Below are 13788 nucleotides of genomic sequence, written 5' to 3'. Positions count from 1 at the left end.
CGGGGGGATCGGTCCCGCACCGCACGGTCCTTGACGGGGGCGCCACGTGCTGAGCCCGGTCCAGCTCGCCGCCAAGCTGGGCATCCTGCCGCCGACCCCCGAACAGGCCGCCGTGATCGACGCCGGCCTCGAACCGATGGTCGTGATGGCCGGGGCCGGATCCGGCAAGAGCGAGACCATGGCCGGGCGCGTCGTCTGGCTGGTCGCCAACGGGCTGCTCCGCCCCGAGCAGGTGCTCGGCCTCACCTTCACCAGGAAGGCCGCCGCCGAGCTGGCCGCGCGGGTGCGCGAGCGGCTCAACGGTCTCGTCGAGGTCGGGCAGGTGCCGGCGGAGCTGCTGGAGGGCGAGCCGACCATCTCGACGTACCACGCCTACGCGGCCCGCCTGGTCACCGAGCACGCCCTGCGCGAGGCGCTGGAGCCGACGATGCGCCTGGTCTCCCCAGCCGTCTCCTGGCAGCTCGCCAGCCGGGTGGTGAGCGCGTACGACGGACCGATGGAGCAGGTCGAGTGGAGCCCGGCGACCGTCACCCGGGCGGTGCTCGAACTCGCCGGTGAGCTCGCCGAACACCTGCGCACCCCGCAGGACGTGCGCGACGTCGGCATCAAGCTCGCCCAGCGGCTCGCCGCGCTGCCCGGCACTCCGACCAAGGACCAGCGCAGACCGCTGCTCGCCCAGCGGGCCAGGGAGCAGCTGCTGCCGCTGGTGGAGGCGTACAACCGCCTCAAGCGCGGCCGGGAGGTGGTCGACCACGGCGACCAGATGGCGCTGGCCGCCAGGATCGCCGACCGGCACGCCGACGTCGGCGTGATCGAGCGCGGGCGGTTCGCCGTGGTCCTGCTCGACGAGTACCAGGACACCAGCCACGCCCAGCTCGTCCTGCTGCGCGCCCTGTTCGGCGGCGGCCACCCGGTGACGGCGGTGGGCGACCCCTGCCAGTCCATCTACGGCTGGCGCGGCGCCTCGGCGGGCAACCTCACCCGGTTCCCGCGCGACTTCAGGACCGCCTCGGGGGAGCTCGCGCCCGTCAACCGCCTCTCGGTCAGCTTCCGCAACGGCGACGCCGTGCTCGACGTCGCCGCCCGGATCCAGCTGCCGCTCCGCATGGAGGCGAGGGAGGTGCCGGTCCTGGTGCCCGGTAAGAACCGGGTCGAGCGCGGCCGGGTGATGTGCGCCTTCCACGAGACTGCGGACGACGAGGCGCGCTGGGTCGCCCTGGAGGTCGCGAAGGTGCTGGGCGTCGAGAGCGCGCCCGATGGCATGCCGTGGGGCGAAGGCGAGCGTAAGAAGGCGAAGCAGAGCATGTGGGGCGGGCCGCAGGCGCTCCAGCCGCACGACGTGGCGATCCTGGCGCGCAAACGCTCGCAGTTCCCCGCGCTCCGTAAGGCCCTGGAGGAGCGCGGCATCCCGGTCGAGGTCGTCGGCCTGGGCGGGCTGCTGCTCGTGCCGGAGATCGCCGACATCGTCTCCACCCTGCGGGTGATCTACGACCCGAGCGCGGGGGACGCCCTGGTGCGGCTGCTGTCCGGCCCTCGCTGGCGGATCGGACCCGCCGACCTCAAGGAGCTCGGCGAGCGGGCCCGCGAGCTGAACCGGGAGACCCGCGAGGGCTCCTCGCCGGTGGCCGACCCGCTGGACCAGGTCGTGGCCGACATGGCCGAGGAGCGCGGCAGCCTGGTCGACGCCCTCGACGAGCTGCCCGACCGCCCCGAGTGGCAGGAACTGTTCTCACCCCTGGCGGCGGTGAGGCTGGTCGCGATGGCCCAGGAGCTGCGCGTCCTGCGCGCCCACACCGGCCAGCCGCTGCCCGACCTGATCCTGGAGATCGAGCGCACCCTCGGCCTGGACATCGAGGTGGCGGCGAGGGGGACGGCCGTCGGTCCCTTCGCCGCCCGCGCCGACCTCGACGCCTTCCTGGACGCCGCCGCCCGGTTCGCCGGAGACTCCGAGGACCCCACGCTGGGCGCGTTCCTGGCGTTCCTGAAGGCGGCCGACGAGGAGGAGAACGGCCTGGACGCCGGGCGGGTGGGCGAGAGCAACAGCGTGAAGCTGATGACGGTCCACGCCTCCAAGGGCCTGGAATGGCCGGTCGTGGTGGTGCCCGGTCTCTCCCAGGCGCTGTCGAAGACCGGGACGCTCACCGTCGGCACCGTGTTCCCCGCCCGCTCCACGACCAGCACGAGGTGGACGGAGAACCCGCGCAAGCTGCCCTACCAGCTACGCGGGGACGCCTCCGACCTGCCGGGACTCGCCGGGCTCGCGAAGGAGGAGCTGGCCGACTTCGACGAGCGCTGCCGTGACCGCGACCTGCTTGAGGAGCGCCGCCTGGCGTACGTCGCCGTCACCCGCGCCCACTACCTGCTGATCGCCTCCGGCTACCGCTGGGGCACCGCGGCCAGGCCGCTGGACCCTTCGGACTTCCTGCTGGAGATCCGCGAGACCTGCGGCAGGGTGGTGTCCTGGGCGCCGGAGATGGAGGAGGGCGCAACCAATCCGCTCCTCGACGAGCCAGCCGAGGCCCGGTGGCCGATCGAGCCGGACGACGCCCGCTACGCCGCCGTCCTCGACGGCGCCACCATGGTGGAGGCCGCCCTCGCGGCCCTCGCGGGCGGCGCCGCCTCCGTTCCCGCTCCCGCGGCCGGGGGCGTTTCCGTTCCCGCTCCCGCGGCCGTTTCCGCGCCCGCGTACGAGGACGTTCCCTTTCCCGAGGCCCCGCTTTCCGAGGCCCCGCAAGGGGAGGGCTTCCCCGAGGAGACGGACGTTCCCTTCCCCGAAGACCCGTGGGACGAGTTCCTCCCTGAGGACCCTGAGGTGCCGTCCCCTGCCGATGCCGACCCCGGAGCATCCGAAGCCGTGTCCCCCGCCCGGCGGAACGAATCGACCGGCTCGGGAGCCGTACCCGAGTCGGGGACGGCGTCCGGGGCGGAAACGGTGTCCGAGCCGGTCTCCGGGGCGAGTGCGGTGTCCGAGCCGGGGACGGCGGCCGCGGAACCCGCAGCCGACTCCGGGCCCTGGGCCGGGTTCGAGGCCGAGCCCGGTGAGCGGTCCTCCGAGCGGCCGGCTCCCGCGGCAGAGCTGCGAGGGTGGGACAGGGAGCGGGCGAAGGCGTGGGAACGCGACATCGAGCTCCTGCTCAGGGAACAGGAGCTGAAGCGACGGCGTGGCAGTGGCCGGGTGGAGCTGCCGACCCACCTCACCGTCTCCTCCCTCGTCACCCTCGCCTCCGATCCCAAGGCGCTCGCCAGGCAGATCCGCCGCCCGGTGCCGAAGAAACCCGCGCCGCTGGCTCGCCGGGGCACCTCCTTCCACCGCTGGCTTGAGGGGCGCTGGGGCCAGCAGCGGCTGATGGACGAGTTCGAGCTGCCCGGCGCGTCCGACGACTTCGAGGAGACCGACGCCCACCTCGACCAGCTGCGCGAACGCTTCGAGGAGAGCGAGTGGGCGGGCAGGGAGCCGCTCGACGTCGAGGTCCCCTTCGAGACCGTGATCGCCGACCGGGTGGTCAGGGGCCGGATGGACGCGGTCTTCCAGGTCTCGGAAGGCCGCTACGAGGTCGTCGACTGGAAGACCGGCCGTCGCCCGAACGGAAGGAAGGCCGAGGCCGCCGCCTCCGTGCAGCTCGCCGCCTACCGGCTGGCCTGGTCCCACCTGGCCGCCGTCCCGCTGGACCAGGTGGGGGCGGCCTTCCACTACGTCCTGCTCAACGAGACGGTCCGCCCCGTCGACCTCCTCGACGAACGCGGCCTCGTCACCCTCGTCGAGTCGGTCCCCGTACTCCCGTGAAACTCCTCACGGTGAACATGACGCTCTTGGCGTGATCCCGCGTCCTGGGTGCCGGAGTGTGACCCAATGATCTCGGTCGGAGCGCGAGGAGGCCGGCGCATCATCACTTCAGCGCCATATCTGTACTACGACATCCCTGATATCCGGCTGGAAATCCTCCCCTGAGTGTCTTCCCGTGAGATTTTCGAAGACCGACCTTCGAGCGCCGGCAGGTAAGCGCGTCGGTCCGACCCACCGCACCTGGTTCCACGCGTACGAGAGAGCGCACGAGCCCGGCTGATCCCGGACCCGTCCTGAGCGGAAAGGCACGCCATGACCACCATCGCCGACACATGGGGCCTGCACGAGGGGCACTTCTGGCTACGCGGAAAGCGGCCCGACCAGCCGGTGAACTTCGACGCCGACACCGGGATGTGGAACGTCTACGGCTATCCCGAGGCGCTGCGGATTCTCGGCGACCCGAAGACGTTCTCCTCCGACACCAGCCGCATGGTGCCCGAGATCGCCAGGCCCGCCGAGCGCAGCCTGACGCAGCTGGACCCGCCCATGCACGGCAAGCTTCGCAAGCTCGTCAGCCACGCCTTCACCCCCAAGATCGTCGCCGACCTCGAACCGCGCATCGCCGCGCTCACCAATGAGCTGCTCGACGCGGTGGCCGAGCAGGACCGGCTGGAGCTGGTGACCGACCTCGCCTACCCGCTGCCGGTCATCGTCATCGCGGAACTGCTCGGGGTGCCCAGCTCCGACCGCTACGTGTTCAAGCAGTGGGTCGACAGAATCTTCGAGAACTCCCAGCGGTTCTCCCTGGTCAACCGCAGCGAGGAGCAGGAGCGCAACCTCGCGGTCGCGATGGAGCAGATGAAGCACCTCACCGACTACCTCGGCGAACACGCCACCGAGCGCAGGCGCCACCCGCGCGCCGACCTGCTCACCCAGCTCGTCGAGGCCGAGGTGGACGGTGAGCGGCTCAGCCAGGCCGAGGTGGTGAACTTCGCCAACATCCTGCTGCTGGCCGGGCACATCACCACCACCATGCTGCTGGGCAACACGGTGCTCTGCCTGGACGAACAGCCCGAGCGGTTCGCCCGTGCCCGTGCGGACCGCTCGACGATCCCGGCCGTGATCGAGGAGTCCCTGCGCTTCTTCAGCCCGTTCGCGGCCGTCGGCCGCGTCACCAACGTCGACGTCGAGATCGGCGGGCAGCAGGTGCCCGCCGACCAGCTGCTCATGGTGTGGATCGCGGCGGCGAACCGCGACCCCAGACAGTTCGCCGACCCCGACGTCTTCGACCCGACCCGCGATCCCAACCCCCACCTCGGTTTCGGCAGGGGCATCCACTTCTGTCTCGGCGCCCCGCTGGCCCGCCTGGAGGGCCGCGTCGCGCTCGACATCCTGCTCGACCGCTTCCCGCACCTGCGCACCGACCCGGACGAGCCGCCGCAGTTCATCCCCAGCCCCAACATGACCGGCGTACGCAAACTGCCGCTGCTCACCTCCGCCGGCTGAGCGGGCCGCTCCGCCCGGATCCGCCCTGCGAGGAAAGGCAGCCGCCTCCACGTCGCGCGAGCGGCTTGACGAGAAACCCGGGGAGCCGAGGCGCCACCGAGTCCGCGGAGCGTTCGCGGTGGCGTCCGAGGCTCATCCCCTCAGCGGACGCAGGGCGGAGCCCCAGGCGAGGACCTGGTCGAGGACGGCGTTCAGTTTGTCCTCGTGGACGGAGGCGGGCTTGAAGCCGTCCGCGAAGTCGGTGTGGATCGACAGCCCGACCTGGTTCGACACGGTGGCCACGCTGAGCAGGCCCAGCACGGGCCGTAGGTGCGCGATCGCCCGGGGCGCGCCGTCCACGCCGTAGCCGACGAAACCGGCCGCCTTGTTGCTCCATTCGGCGTACAGGAAGTCGATGGCGTTCTTGAGCCCGCCGGGGAACGAGTTGTTGTACTCGGGAGTCACGATCACGAACGCGTCCAGGGACGAGATCTTGGCCGACCAGCGCTTGGTGCGCTCGTGCCGGTAGTTGCCCGTGGCAGGGTGCTCGGGCTCGTCAAGGTTTCCCAGGTCGTAGTCTTTCAGGTCGACGAGTTCGTACTCGGCGTCGCCCCGCTTGGCCGCCAGATCGCGGACCCAGTGCGCCACCGCCTCGCCGTTTCGGCCGGGCCGGGTGCTGCCCAGGATGATGCCGACCTTCAGCATGTCGTTCTCCCTCGCTCGGTTACGAAAACCACCGTAGGGAGACCAGCTGAGATAATGAATGCGTAGCTGTCCAATATTTATAAGCCAGCGTCTCAAGGCGTAGACTGGCCGCGTGGATATGCTGAGCGACGTCGCGGCCTTCATCCGATGTGGGCGCCCCACCTCCGCCCGTGTCTCCTGGCGTGCGCCCTGGGGGGTGTCGTTCCGCGCGTCGCCCGGTTCCGCGGGGTTCCAGGTGGTGCTGCGCGGCTCCTGCTGGCTCCTCCCCGAGGAGGGCGAGCCCGTTCCACTGAGCGTGGGCGACCTGGTGTTCCTGCCGCACGGCGACTCGTTCGGGTTGGCCGACGATCCCGCGAGGCCACTGGTCGAGTCCGACTGTGGCGCGCACTCTCAGCTGTTCGCCTCGGCAGGGTTCGGCGGCGCGGGCGCCGAGACGGTCATTCTGTCCTGCGGTTACCTGCTCGACCTCGACAGGACCCACCCGATCCTGGGTTCGCTGCCCGGCGTGATCCATCTGCCCTCGACGCTCGGCAGCCATCCGGAACTGCGGGCCGCCGTCGAGTTGCTGGCCGGAGAGATCGACAATCCCCGCCCGGGCACGGACACCGTCGTGTCGTCCCTGCTCGACATGTTGCAGTTGTATGTCCTGCGGGCCTACTTCGAGACGCAGGACGAGCCCTGCACCCTGTCCGGCTGGGCCGCCGCGCTGGCGGACCCGGCCGTCGGCCGCGCGCTCGACGCCATCCACCGCGACCCCGCCCGCCGCTGGACGGTCGAGTCCCTCGGCGCTCACGCGGGCCTGTCGCGCGCCGGCTTCGCCCGCCGCTTCACGGGACTGGTCGGGCAGCCGCCGCTGGCGTACCTGACCTGGTGGCGGCTGATGAGCGCGGCCCGCATGCTGCGTGACTCCGACGCGTCGGTGGCGGAGGTGGCCGAGCGGGTGGGGTACGGGTCGGAGTTCGCCTTCGGTAACGCGTTCAAGCGGGAGTTCGGCGTGGCGCCCGGCCGGTTTCGCCGCCGGGCCGCGGTGGCCTAGCGAGAACGGCGGCGAGTCGTCCGGGGCGGAGGACAGCTGGAACGCGCCTGTCGCCGTTGTGAGTCTCCGGTGGCCAAACGGGTGCGACGGCCATCCCGTCACCCGGTACATCGCGCGGGTTGGGGTACTTTCGCCCCACTCCGAGCGGTTTTGAACCTCAGATCGAGATCTGTGGGCAAGTGCGAACGGCATCCTGATTTGAGGAGAAGTTTCGGTCCGGTTCATCGTTCGTTCCGCTTGCCTGCACAGGATCGAGGTCGCGACACCCCCCTTTCCCAGGAGAAGTCAATGCGTCCCTTGAGCACACTGACGTCCACAGCGTTGACGGTCTGCCTGCTCGGCACCGTGGCCCTACCGGCGACGGCGAAGGACCTGCCCACCGTCGCCCCCCGGGTCGAGACCCCGGCCCTCTTCGACGACGAGGCCGGAGGCAACGCCAACGGTGACGACCCGGCGATCTGGGTCCACCCCACCTCCCCGGCGGCGAGCGTGATCGCCACCACCGCGAAGGAGGGCGGGCTCTACGTCTACGACTTGGACGGCAGGCAGCTCCAGCACCTGCCCGCGCCGGCCGCGCCCGGCCGGGACGACGAACCGGGCCGGTTGAACAACGTGGACGTCGTCTACGGTCACGCCGCCGCGGCGGGACGGTCGGACATCTTCGTTGCCTCCGACCGCGGTGCGGACAAGCTGCGCGTCTACCGGATCGACCCCGCGAAGGCCGGACGGGACCGGCGGGTGCTCACCGACGTCACCGACCCCGCCGCGCCGTTCGTCTTCAACACGACCCAGGCGGAGGTGAACGACGCCGAGACCGTGTACGGCCTCGCGACCTGGAAGCGGGACTCGGGCACCTACGTCCTGGTCAGCCGCCGGCACACGACGCGGCTCGCGCTGCTGAAGCTCACCGACGCCCCGGGCGGCAAGGTCGGCTACACGAAGGTCAGGACCATCGACCTGCCCTCGCGCTTCACCCTCCCGAACGGTCGGAGCTGGACTCCCTGCGACGAGCCGGGCGTGGGTCCGCAGATCGAGGGCATGGTCGTCGACGCCGGGACCGGCACGCTCTACGCGGCACAGGAGGATGTCGGCATCTGGCGTCTGAACGGCGATCTCACCGGCTCGCCGGTGCTGGTCGACCGCGTCCGGGAGTACGGCGTACCCGCCACCTACGACGCCGACGCCGACGAGTGCGTACCCGGGGCCGACCCCGGGTACGGCGGCCGCAACCTGACCGCGGACGCCGAGGGCCTGACCATCTACCACGGCAAGGGCGGCAAGGGCTACCTGATCGCCTCCAGCCAGGGAGACAACACCTTCGCCGTCTACGACCGCGGCGGAAGGAACACCTACCTCGGCTCCTTCCAGGTCGGCGGGCGCGGTCGCATCGACGGCGTACAGGGCAGCGACGGAGCGATGGTGATCAACGTGCCTCTCGGCCGCGGGTTCCCCAAGGGCCTGTTCGTCACGCACGACGGCACCAACACCCCCGAAGCGTCGGACTCGGAGGGCGAGGTGCGGGAGAACACCAACTTCAAATACGTGAAGTGGGACGACATCGCCCGCCGTCTCGGCCTGGACATCGACACCACGAGCTGGAACCCGCGCCGCTGACCTGCCTTCACCCGCTCGGAGCCGTACGAGCGGCTCGTACGGCGCCGAGCGGGAGCGTCGGGGCGACCCCCCGCTCCCGCTCGGAGCCAAGGCGCATCAGGGCTTGCGACCCACTCCGACGTAGCCGATAGAGGTGTTCCGGGCACCGAACAGGGGCGGATCGGCGAGGCGCCACTCCCTGGGGAACACCAGGCCGGGTTCGAGCAGCTCGTAGCCGTCGAAGAAGCGGGAGATCTCCGCGTGCGTGCGCAGGCTCAGCGACGCGGTGGCCCGGTTGTAGATCTCCAGGGCCTCCGGCGTGGTGTCGGGCTTGGCGTCGGTCCCGTGACTGACGACGAGATAGCTGCCCGGCGCGCTCGCCTCGTGCAACCGCTCGACGATCTGGTAGGCACCCGCGCCTTCAGGGTTCTCGTCCGGGATGAAGTGCAGGATGGCGAGCAACAGGAACGCCACGGGCTGGTCGAAGTCGATGTGCCCGCGCAACTCGGCCAGCAGCGTCTCCGGGTCACGCACGTCGGCCTGCACGACGGTGACGTTGTCGCTGTTCTCCAGGATCGCCCGGCTGTGCGCGCACACGACGCTGTCGTAGTCCACGTAGACCACGCGGGTGTCGGGTGCGACCTCGTGCGCGATCTCATGCGTGTTGCCCCGGGTGGGAAGCCCGGAGCCCAGGTCCACGATCTGCCGGATGCCCGACTCGACCAGGAGGCGTACGGCACGCCCGAGGAACGCCCGGTTCTCCTTCGCGGAGTCGCGTGTCTCGGGGAAGATCTTCAGCATCTGCTCGGCCGCGGCCCGATCGGAGGCGAAGTTGTCCTTGCCGTCCAGGTAATAATCGTACATCCGGGCGATGTTGGGCACGTTCGGGTCAACCCCGGCCGGCCCAGCCTGATCATCCACGGTTTCTCCAGACTCTTCCGCCTTTGTCTGGCTTTGATCTTAGAGAGGCTTTCATGTTTTGGCAGCGAGATGAGGTCATCGCCGTGAGCCTTTGGCGGCGGACGTCGCCGGGGCCGGTGAACAGCCCGAACGGCCGGCCTTGCCGGTCGGGTGTCATCCTTCTGATGGTGTGCCGCTCATCCTCGCGAGTGACGTCACAGTCCTGCCTCCGTTGTCATGATCTGGTCTGTGGTCACAGAGGCAGCTTTACGGGCGGGCTGGTGGCGGGTCGTCGGGCGGGGGGTGCTGTTCCTCGCAGCGACAGTCGCCTCCTGGTGGCTCATCGGTATCGTCTTCGCCCTCGGCTCAGGATGGTCGTTTCTGGGCGGGATGCTCGGCCTCGCCCTGGTCGGCTGTGCCCTGGTGGCACTGGTTGGGATCTCCGAGGATGTCCCCTGGGCGGTCTGGGGGACGTTTCCGTTCCTCGCCGTACTGCTGTTGAGCGGCATGTTCCTGCCGGGCGACTACTACCTGAGCACCTTCGGTGAACCGGTGACCACGACCGTGGCGGAGCGGACGTGGGTCGAGGGCCGGAGGTCGCACAGGGACCATTACCGGTATGTCCTGCGGGGACCGGACGGTCGACTCCTTGACGAGGTGATCAAGAACTATAGGGACGATTCGCCACTGGAGATCGGGGCGCCGGTCGAGATGCTGATGGATCCCCTGGGCGTGTTCGAGGCCAGGGAGCCGCAGGAGCTGAGGTCGCTCACCGTCCTCTGGGTCTCGGCGGCCGGGGTCGTGCTGATGACGATCGTGCTCAGCGTGATGGGTGAGCTGAGGCGCCGGACCATGCTTCCCAAGGGGGCAGGCGCTTCGAAGGCCGATGACTCCGAAAGAGCCCCGGCAAAGCGCGGTTCCGGGAACCCCACGGCGCCCGACAGTCCCAAACGAGCGAACGGCTCCAGAAGATCCAACAAGCGAAGAAGCTGAACTCCCATCGCGGCGGCACGGTCCTCGCTTCACGGCGCCATGCCCACTGGCTGGGAAACTCGTACACCACTTCCACGGACGCAACTCAAGCAACGAACTTGCGGGGACTTGCGCAACAGCCTCCTCACCGAGCGTGTCGATCGCATCCATGGCACTTGGCGGGCTCCAGGCATGGCCGACTATCTCTGGCCGAACTCGCCGTTCTTCACGCCGCCAATGAACGCGCGTCACTCATCAAAGGTGAAGTTCAGCATGGGTCCGTTGGGGTTTTTCTGTCTCGTACGGCCCGGTTGCCGCCGGGGAGGTTGGCGACCTCGACGCAGTTGTCGGTGTTGGCTCCGCTGAGGGTGCTCTTGCGCCAGGTGAGATTCGGACGGGTCTGGTCCACTGTTTCGCCTATCCCTTGTGATGCTTCATGGGGTTAGCCGCCTGTCGAGTCGGCTGGTTCGGATAGTCGAACCTGCCGTTTTTGACGTTGGTGATGAATGCTCGCCATTCGGTGTGCGTGAAGTTGAGTATGGGTCCGTTGGGGTTTTTGCTGTCTCGTATGGCGCGGTTGCCGCCGGGTAGGTTGGCGATCTCGACGCAGTTGTCGGTGTTGGCTCCGCTGAGGGTGCTCTTGCACCAGACGAGGTTATGAGTGTTTTGTTCCACTATGCTCCACTTGTCTCTTGAGTTGTTCTGTCAGTTTTGTGAGGTATCGAACCGACTCTTCTGGTGACAGAGCTAATGTCATCACATGATTGTAAATAAGGCTATATCGCTGATAGTCCGCCTGCTGCTCAAGCCAGAGATTTTCCGTTACGGTCACGGTGTAAATGAGGCTCGGGTCATTGGGGAAGTCCAGGATGACGAACGCCCCGTCCAAGGCGGGATGGGCGCCAGCGGAGTCGGGAACTACTTGGATGGTGACGTTCGGCCTGGCGGCCATGGTGATGAGGTGGTTGATCTGCTCACACATCACTTCGGCCCCACCTATCAACTTTCGTAATGCGGCCTCGTCGATCAATGTCAGCAGGGTCGGCGGATTCTCGTTGGTGAGGATCTCCTGGCGTGCGAGCCTCGCCTGCACATGGCGTTCGATGAGGGCTTCGTCCAGAACACGGCCAGCTCGCCATACTGCTTTCGCGTATGCCTCCGTCTGAAGTAATCCTGGAACGAGGATGACCTCCCAAGTTCGGATGACGCTGGCGCCTGCTTCGAAGTCGGGCAGGCTGGTCCGGAAGACGTCCTGGTACTTCTCCCACCAGCCGCGCTGACGTGACTCCCTGGCGAGAGTGATCATCGCCTCGCGCTGGTCTTCGTCGGTGACACCATAGAAATCGAGCATCAGGCGTATGTCGTGGACGCTGGGAAGCTTCCACTCGTTGCGCTCCATCCTCGATATCTTCGACGGCTCCCACTCCAGCCTCCTGGCGGCCTCGGTCACCGAGAGGCCGGCTTCCTGGCGGAGTTGGCGGAATGCCTGAGAAAGCCTCCGTCGCTTGACCGTAGGGCTGTTCGCCATGCTGAGACCTCCCTGGGAATTGTCCGCTATGACCTCCGGTCAAAGTGGACAATTTACCGCACAATCACTTGTGCGTTGCGATTTATACTTTGCTCTGCCAGCATGCTAGTGGGCTTGAGGCAGGAAAGTGGTCGCATTGCGACAGTGGCAACTGCTTGCCCCGGAGCCTGCGGAAACGTGTCCGAATTAGTGTCACATCGGCGATTGTCATATTTAATGCTACTTGTGGATCGGTAGTTCGGACACGGGTTGCATGTCAGCCCTGGATCGACAGAAGGAATGTCTGCTCTGATCAATGTGGAATGAGAAGGGCGGTGACATCAGTGATCCTGGTCTATCTATCCAGCCCAAGCGGTTGCGATGGTCGCATCCCGTCTCGTCTCCACTGAACCGATGCCAATAGGCGAGGCCGTCACGGTGCAGCAACACCGTGACGGCCTCTTGAACCGGACGCTGGAGGTCCAATCCCGTGCTCGATTTTACAAGGGCGATCCGGGTCATCCGGATGCGTTTCAGTGGTGACCGGCCGCCGACCCCGTTGGGGTGTCGGTGGTGTGGGCATTCGCCGTACGCACACGACGACCGGTGCCTGCCGCACCGGCAGGCGCACGCCTACGAGCGGCCGACTCCTGCGCAGTTCCGGGCGAGGCTGGCGGAGTGGTGGCGGCTGGGGTTCGCGGGGCGGTTGTCCGCCTCGGCGGAGGTACGCCCGCCGAGGGAGGCGCGGCCGTTTCCCGGTCACGGACGTCAAGCCCGTCCCGTGGAGCCGGCGGGCGCGGGGTCGTTCGCGCCGTACGGGCGAGGTCGGCCACCGGACGAGCTCGCCGGGAGCGGGCGTAGGCCGTACCCGGGCATGCTGCGGCAGGGAAAAGCGGCGTGAGCGGGCGGCATCGGCGGGGCGAGCCCGTCGATCAGCGAGGCCCACGGCGGTGGGACCGCGAGCAGCGGGAGGTCGCGGACCGGCTGGATCGGGCCGAGACGGGCTGGCTGGTCATGTACGGGGTGGGCGGGCGCCGGTTCTACGCGATCGCGGTGGGAGGCGAGCCGCTGGTCGTGCAGGCGGGCACGGCCGAGGAGTTGTGCGCGCTGATGCGCGAGGCGGAAGAGACCGAAGCGGAAACCCACCGGCACGGGCAAGGAGATCTGATGGTCGCAGGCACCCCCGACGGACTCAGGACCGTCTGCTGGGACATTCCCCGTGACCCGGCGACCGTCGCCGAGGCCCGCCGGATGACGCGGGACGTCTTCACCGGTTGGGACCTGCCGCCGGAGTTCGTCGACGACGCGGTCCTGGCGGTCGGTGAGCTGGTGGCGAACGCCACGGTGTACGGGCAGGAGCCGATCCGGCTGTCGCTGTGGAGCACGGCCCAGGGGGTCTGCGTACGGGTCACCGATCACGGTCCCGGGTGGCCTCGTCCGCTCGACCTCGGCCAGGACGCCTCCCATGGCAGGGGCCTCGCGATCGTCGAGGCGCTGGCCGACCGCTGGGGTGTCGTCCCCGTCAAAGGCGGGGGAGGGGCCGGGCGTGGAGGTACGGGAGGAAGAGGGGGCGGGGGTGGAGACGGAGGCAAGACGGTGTGGATCGCGTGGGAGGTGCCTTCGGGGGGCGGTGTCTCCAGGACCGTCGACTGTGTGGACCTGGTCTCGTCCTCACGGCTCCGTGAAGGAGTCGACCGGATGTTCTGACAACGAGTCACAACCGGTAGGGGTGATTATCACAGCGGCCATTGATTCGGTGTTGGCCGGAACGTATGTTCCTCTCAACATCCGAGTACGCCTCATGTT

11 protein-coding genes are annotated in these 13788 nt (G+C 68.5%); 6 read left to right on the top strand and 5 right to left on the bottom strand.

Annotation, left to right across the window (positions count from 1 at the left end):
• Nucleotides 1–46: 46 nt before the first annotated feature.
• Nucleotides 47–3784 (top strand): UvrD-helicase domain-containing protein, encoded by a 3738-nt coding sequence (locus ACIBH4_RS04550; RefSeq protein WP_362764126.1) that lies wholly within the window; start codon nt 47–49, stop codon nt 3782–3784.
• A gap of 312 nt (nt 3785–4096) precedes the next feature.
• Nucleotides 4097–5290: a cytochrome P450 gene (locus ACIBH4_RS04545; protein ID WP_362509946.1), complete on the top strand. Its 1194-nt coding sequence runs from the start codon at nt 4097–4099 to the stop codon at nt 5288–5290.
• 132 nt (nt 5291–5422) lie between these two features.
• On the opposite strand, the gene ACIBH4_RS04540 is transcribed toward ACIBH4_RS04545, so the two are convergent.
• A complete protein-coding gene (locus ACIBH4_RS04540) occupies nt 5423–5974 on the bottom strand; it encodes an NAD(P)H-dependent oxidoreductase (protein WP_362509949.1) in 552 nt (183 codons plus the stop codon).
• Nucleotides 5975–6086: 112 nt separating this feature from the next.
• Between ACIBH4_RS04540 and ACIBH4_RS04535 the strand changes: the two genes are divergently transcribed.
• Together ACIBH4_RS04535 and ACIBH4_RS04530 are read left to right on the top strand one after the other, a co-directional pair.
• Nucleotides 6087–7010 (top strand): AraC family transcriptional regulator, encoded by a 924-nt coding sequence (locus tag ACIBH4_RS04535; protein ID WP_399171436.1) that lies wholly within the window; start codon nt 6087–6089, stop codon nt 7008–7010.
• A gap of 288 nt (nt 7011–7298) precedes the next feature.
• A complete protein-coding gene (locus ACIBH4_RS04530; protein ID WP_362764129.1) occupies nt 7299–8624 on the top strand; it encodes a phytase in 1326 nt (441 codons plus the stop codon).
• Between the two features lie 96 nt (nt 8625–8720).
• Here ACIBH4_RS04530 and ACIBH4_RS04525 read toward each other — a convergent pair whose 3' ends face one another.
• Entirely contained in the window at nt 8721–9524 is an 804-nt protein-coding gene (locus tag ACIBH4_RS04525; protein ID WP_362509955.1) for an SAM-dependent methyltransferase, read from the bottom strand.
• Between the two features lie 228 nt (nt 9525–9752).
• Here ACIBH4_RS04525 and ACIBH4_RS04520 point away from each other — a divergent pair, with 228 nt between their 5' ends.
• Entirely contained in the window at nt 9753–10496 is a 744-nt protein-coding gene (locus ACIBH4_RS04520) for a hypothetical protein (RefSeq protein WP_362764132.1), read from the top strand.
• 247 nt (nt 10497–10743) lie between these two features.
• On the opposite strand, the gene ACIBH4_RS04515 is transcribed toward ACIBH4_RS04520, so the two are convergent.
• Genes ACIBH4_RS04515 through ACIBH4_RS04505 form a run of 3 tightly spaced genes read right to left on the bottom strand, consistent with a single transcriptional unit; the run spans nt 10744 to nt 12003 of the window.
• The gene (locus tag ACIBH4_RS04515) at nt 10744–10884 is read right to left on the bottom strand and encodes a DUF397 domain-containing protein (protein ID WP_362764135.1); all 141 of its coding nucleotides are present in this window, start codon (nt 10882–10884) and stop codon (nt 10744–10746) included.
• An 8-nt stretch (nt 10885–10892) separates the two neighbouring features.
• Nucleotides 10893–11150: a DUF397 domain-containing protein gene (locus ACIBH4_RS04510; RefSeq protein WP_362509964.1), complete on the bottom strand. Its 258-nt coding sequence runs from the start codon at nt 11148–11150 to the stop codon at nt 10893–10895.
• The gene (locus ACIBH4_RS04505) at nt 11131–12003 is read right to left on the bottom strand and encodes a helix-turn-helix transcriptional regulator (RefSeq protein ID WP_362509967.1); all 873 of its coding nucleotides are present in this window, start codon (nt 12001–12003) and stop codon (nt 11131–11133) included. Before ACIBH4_RS04505 ends, ACIBH4_RS04510 begins: the two co-directional genes overlap by 20 nt.
• An 876-nt stretch (nt 12004–12879) precedes the next feature.
• Between ACIBH4_RS04505 and ACIBH4_RS04500 the strand changes: the two genes are divergently transcribed.
• Nucleotides 12880–13689 (top strand): ATP-binding protein, encoded by an 810-nt coding sequence (locus tag ACIBH4_RS04500; protein ID WP_362764138.1) that lies wholly within the window; start codon nt 12880–12882, stop codon nt 13687–13689.
• The last annotated feature ends 99 nt before the right edge of the window (nt 13690–13788 follow it).

It is taken from the genome of Streptosporangium sp. NPDC050284, assembly GCF_044459525.1.
Lineage (GTDB): Bacteria > Actinomycetota > Actinomycetes > Streptosporangiales > Streptosporangiaceae > Streptosporangium.
This window is presented reverse-complemented; position numbering and strand designations above follow the sequence as displayed.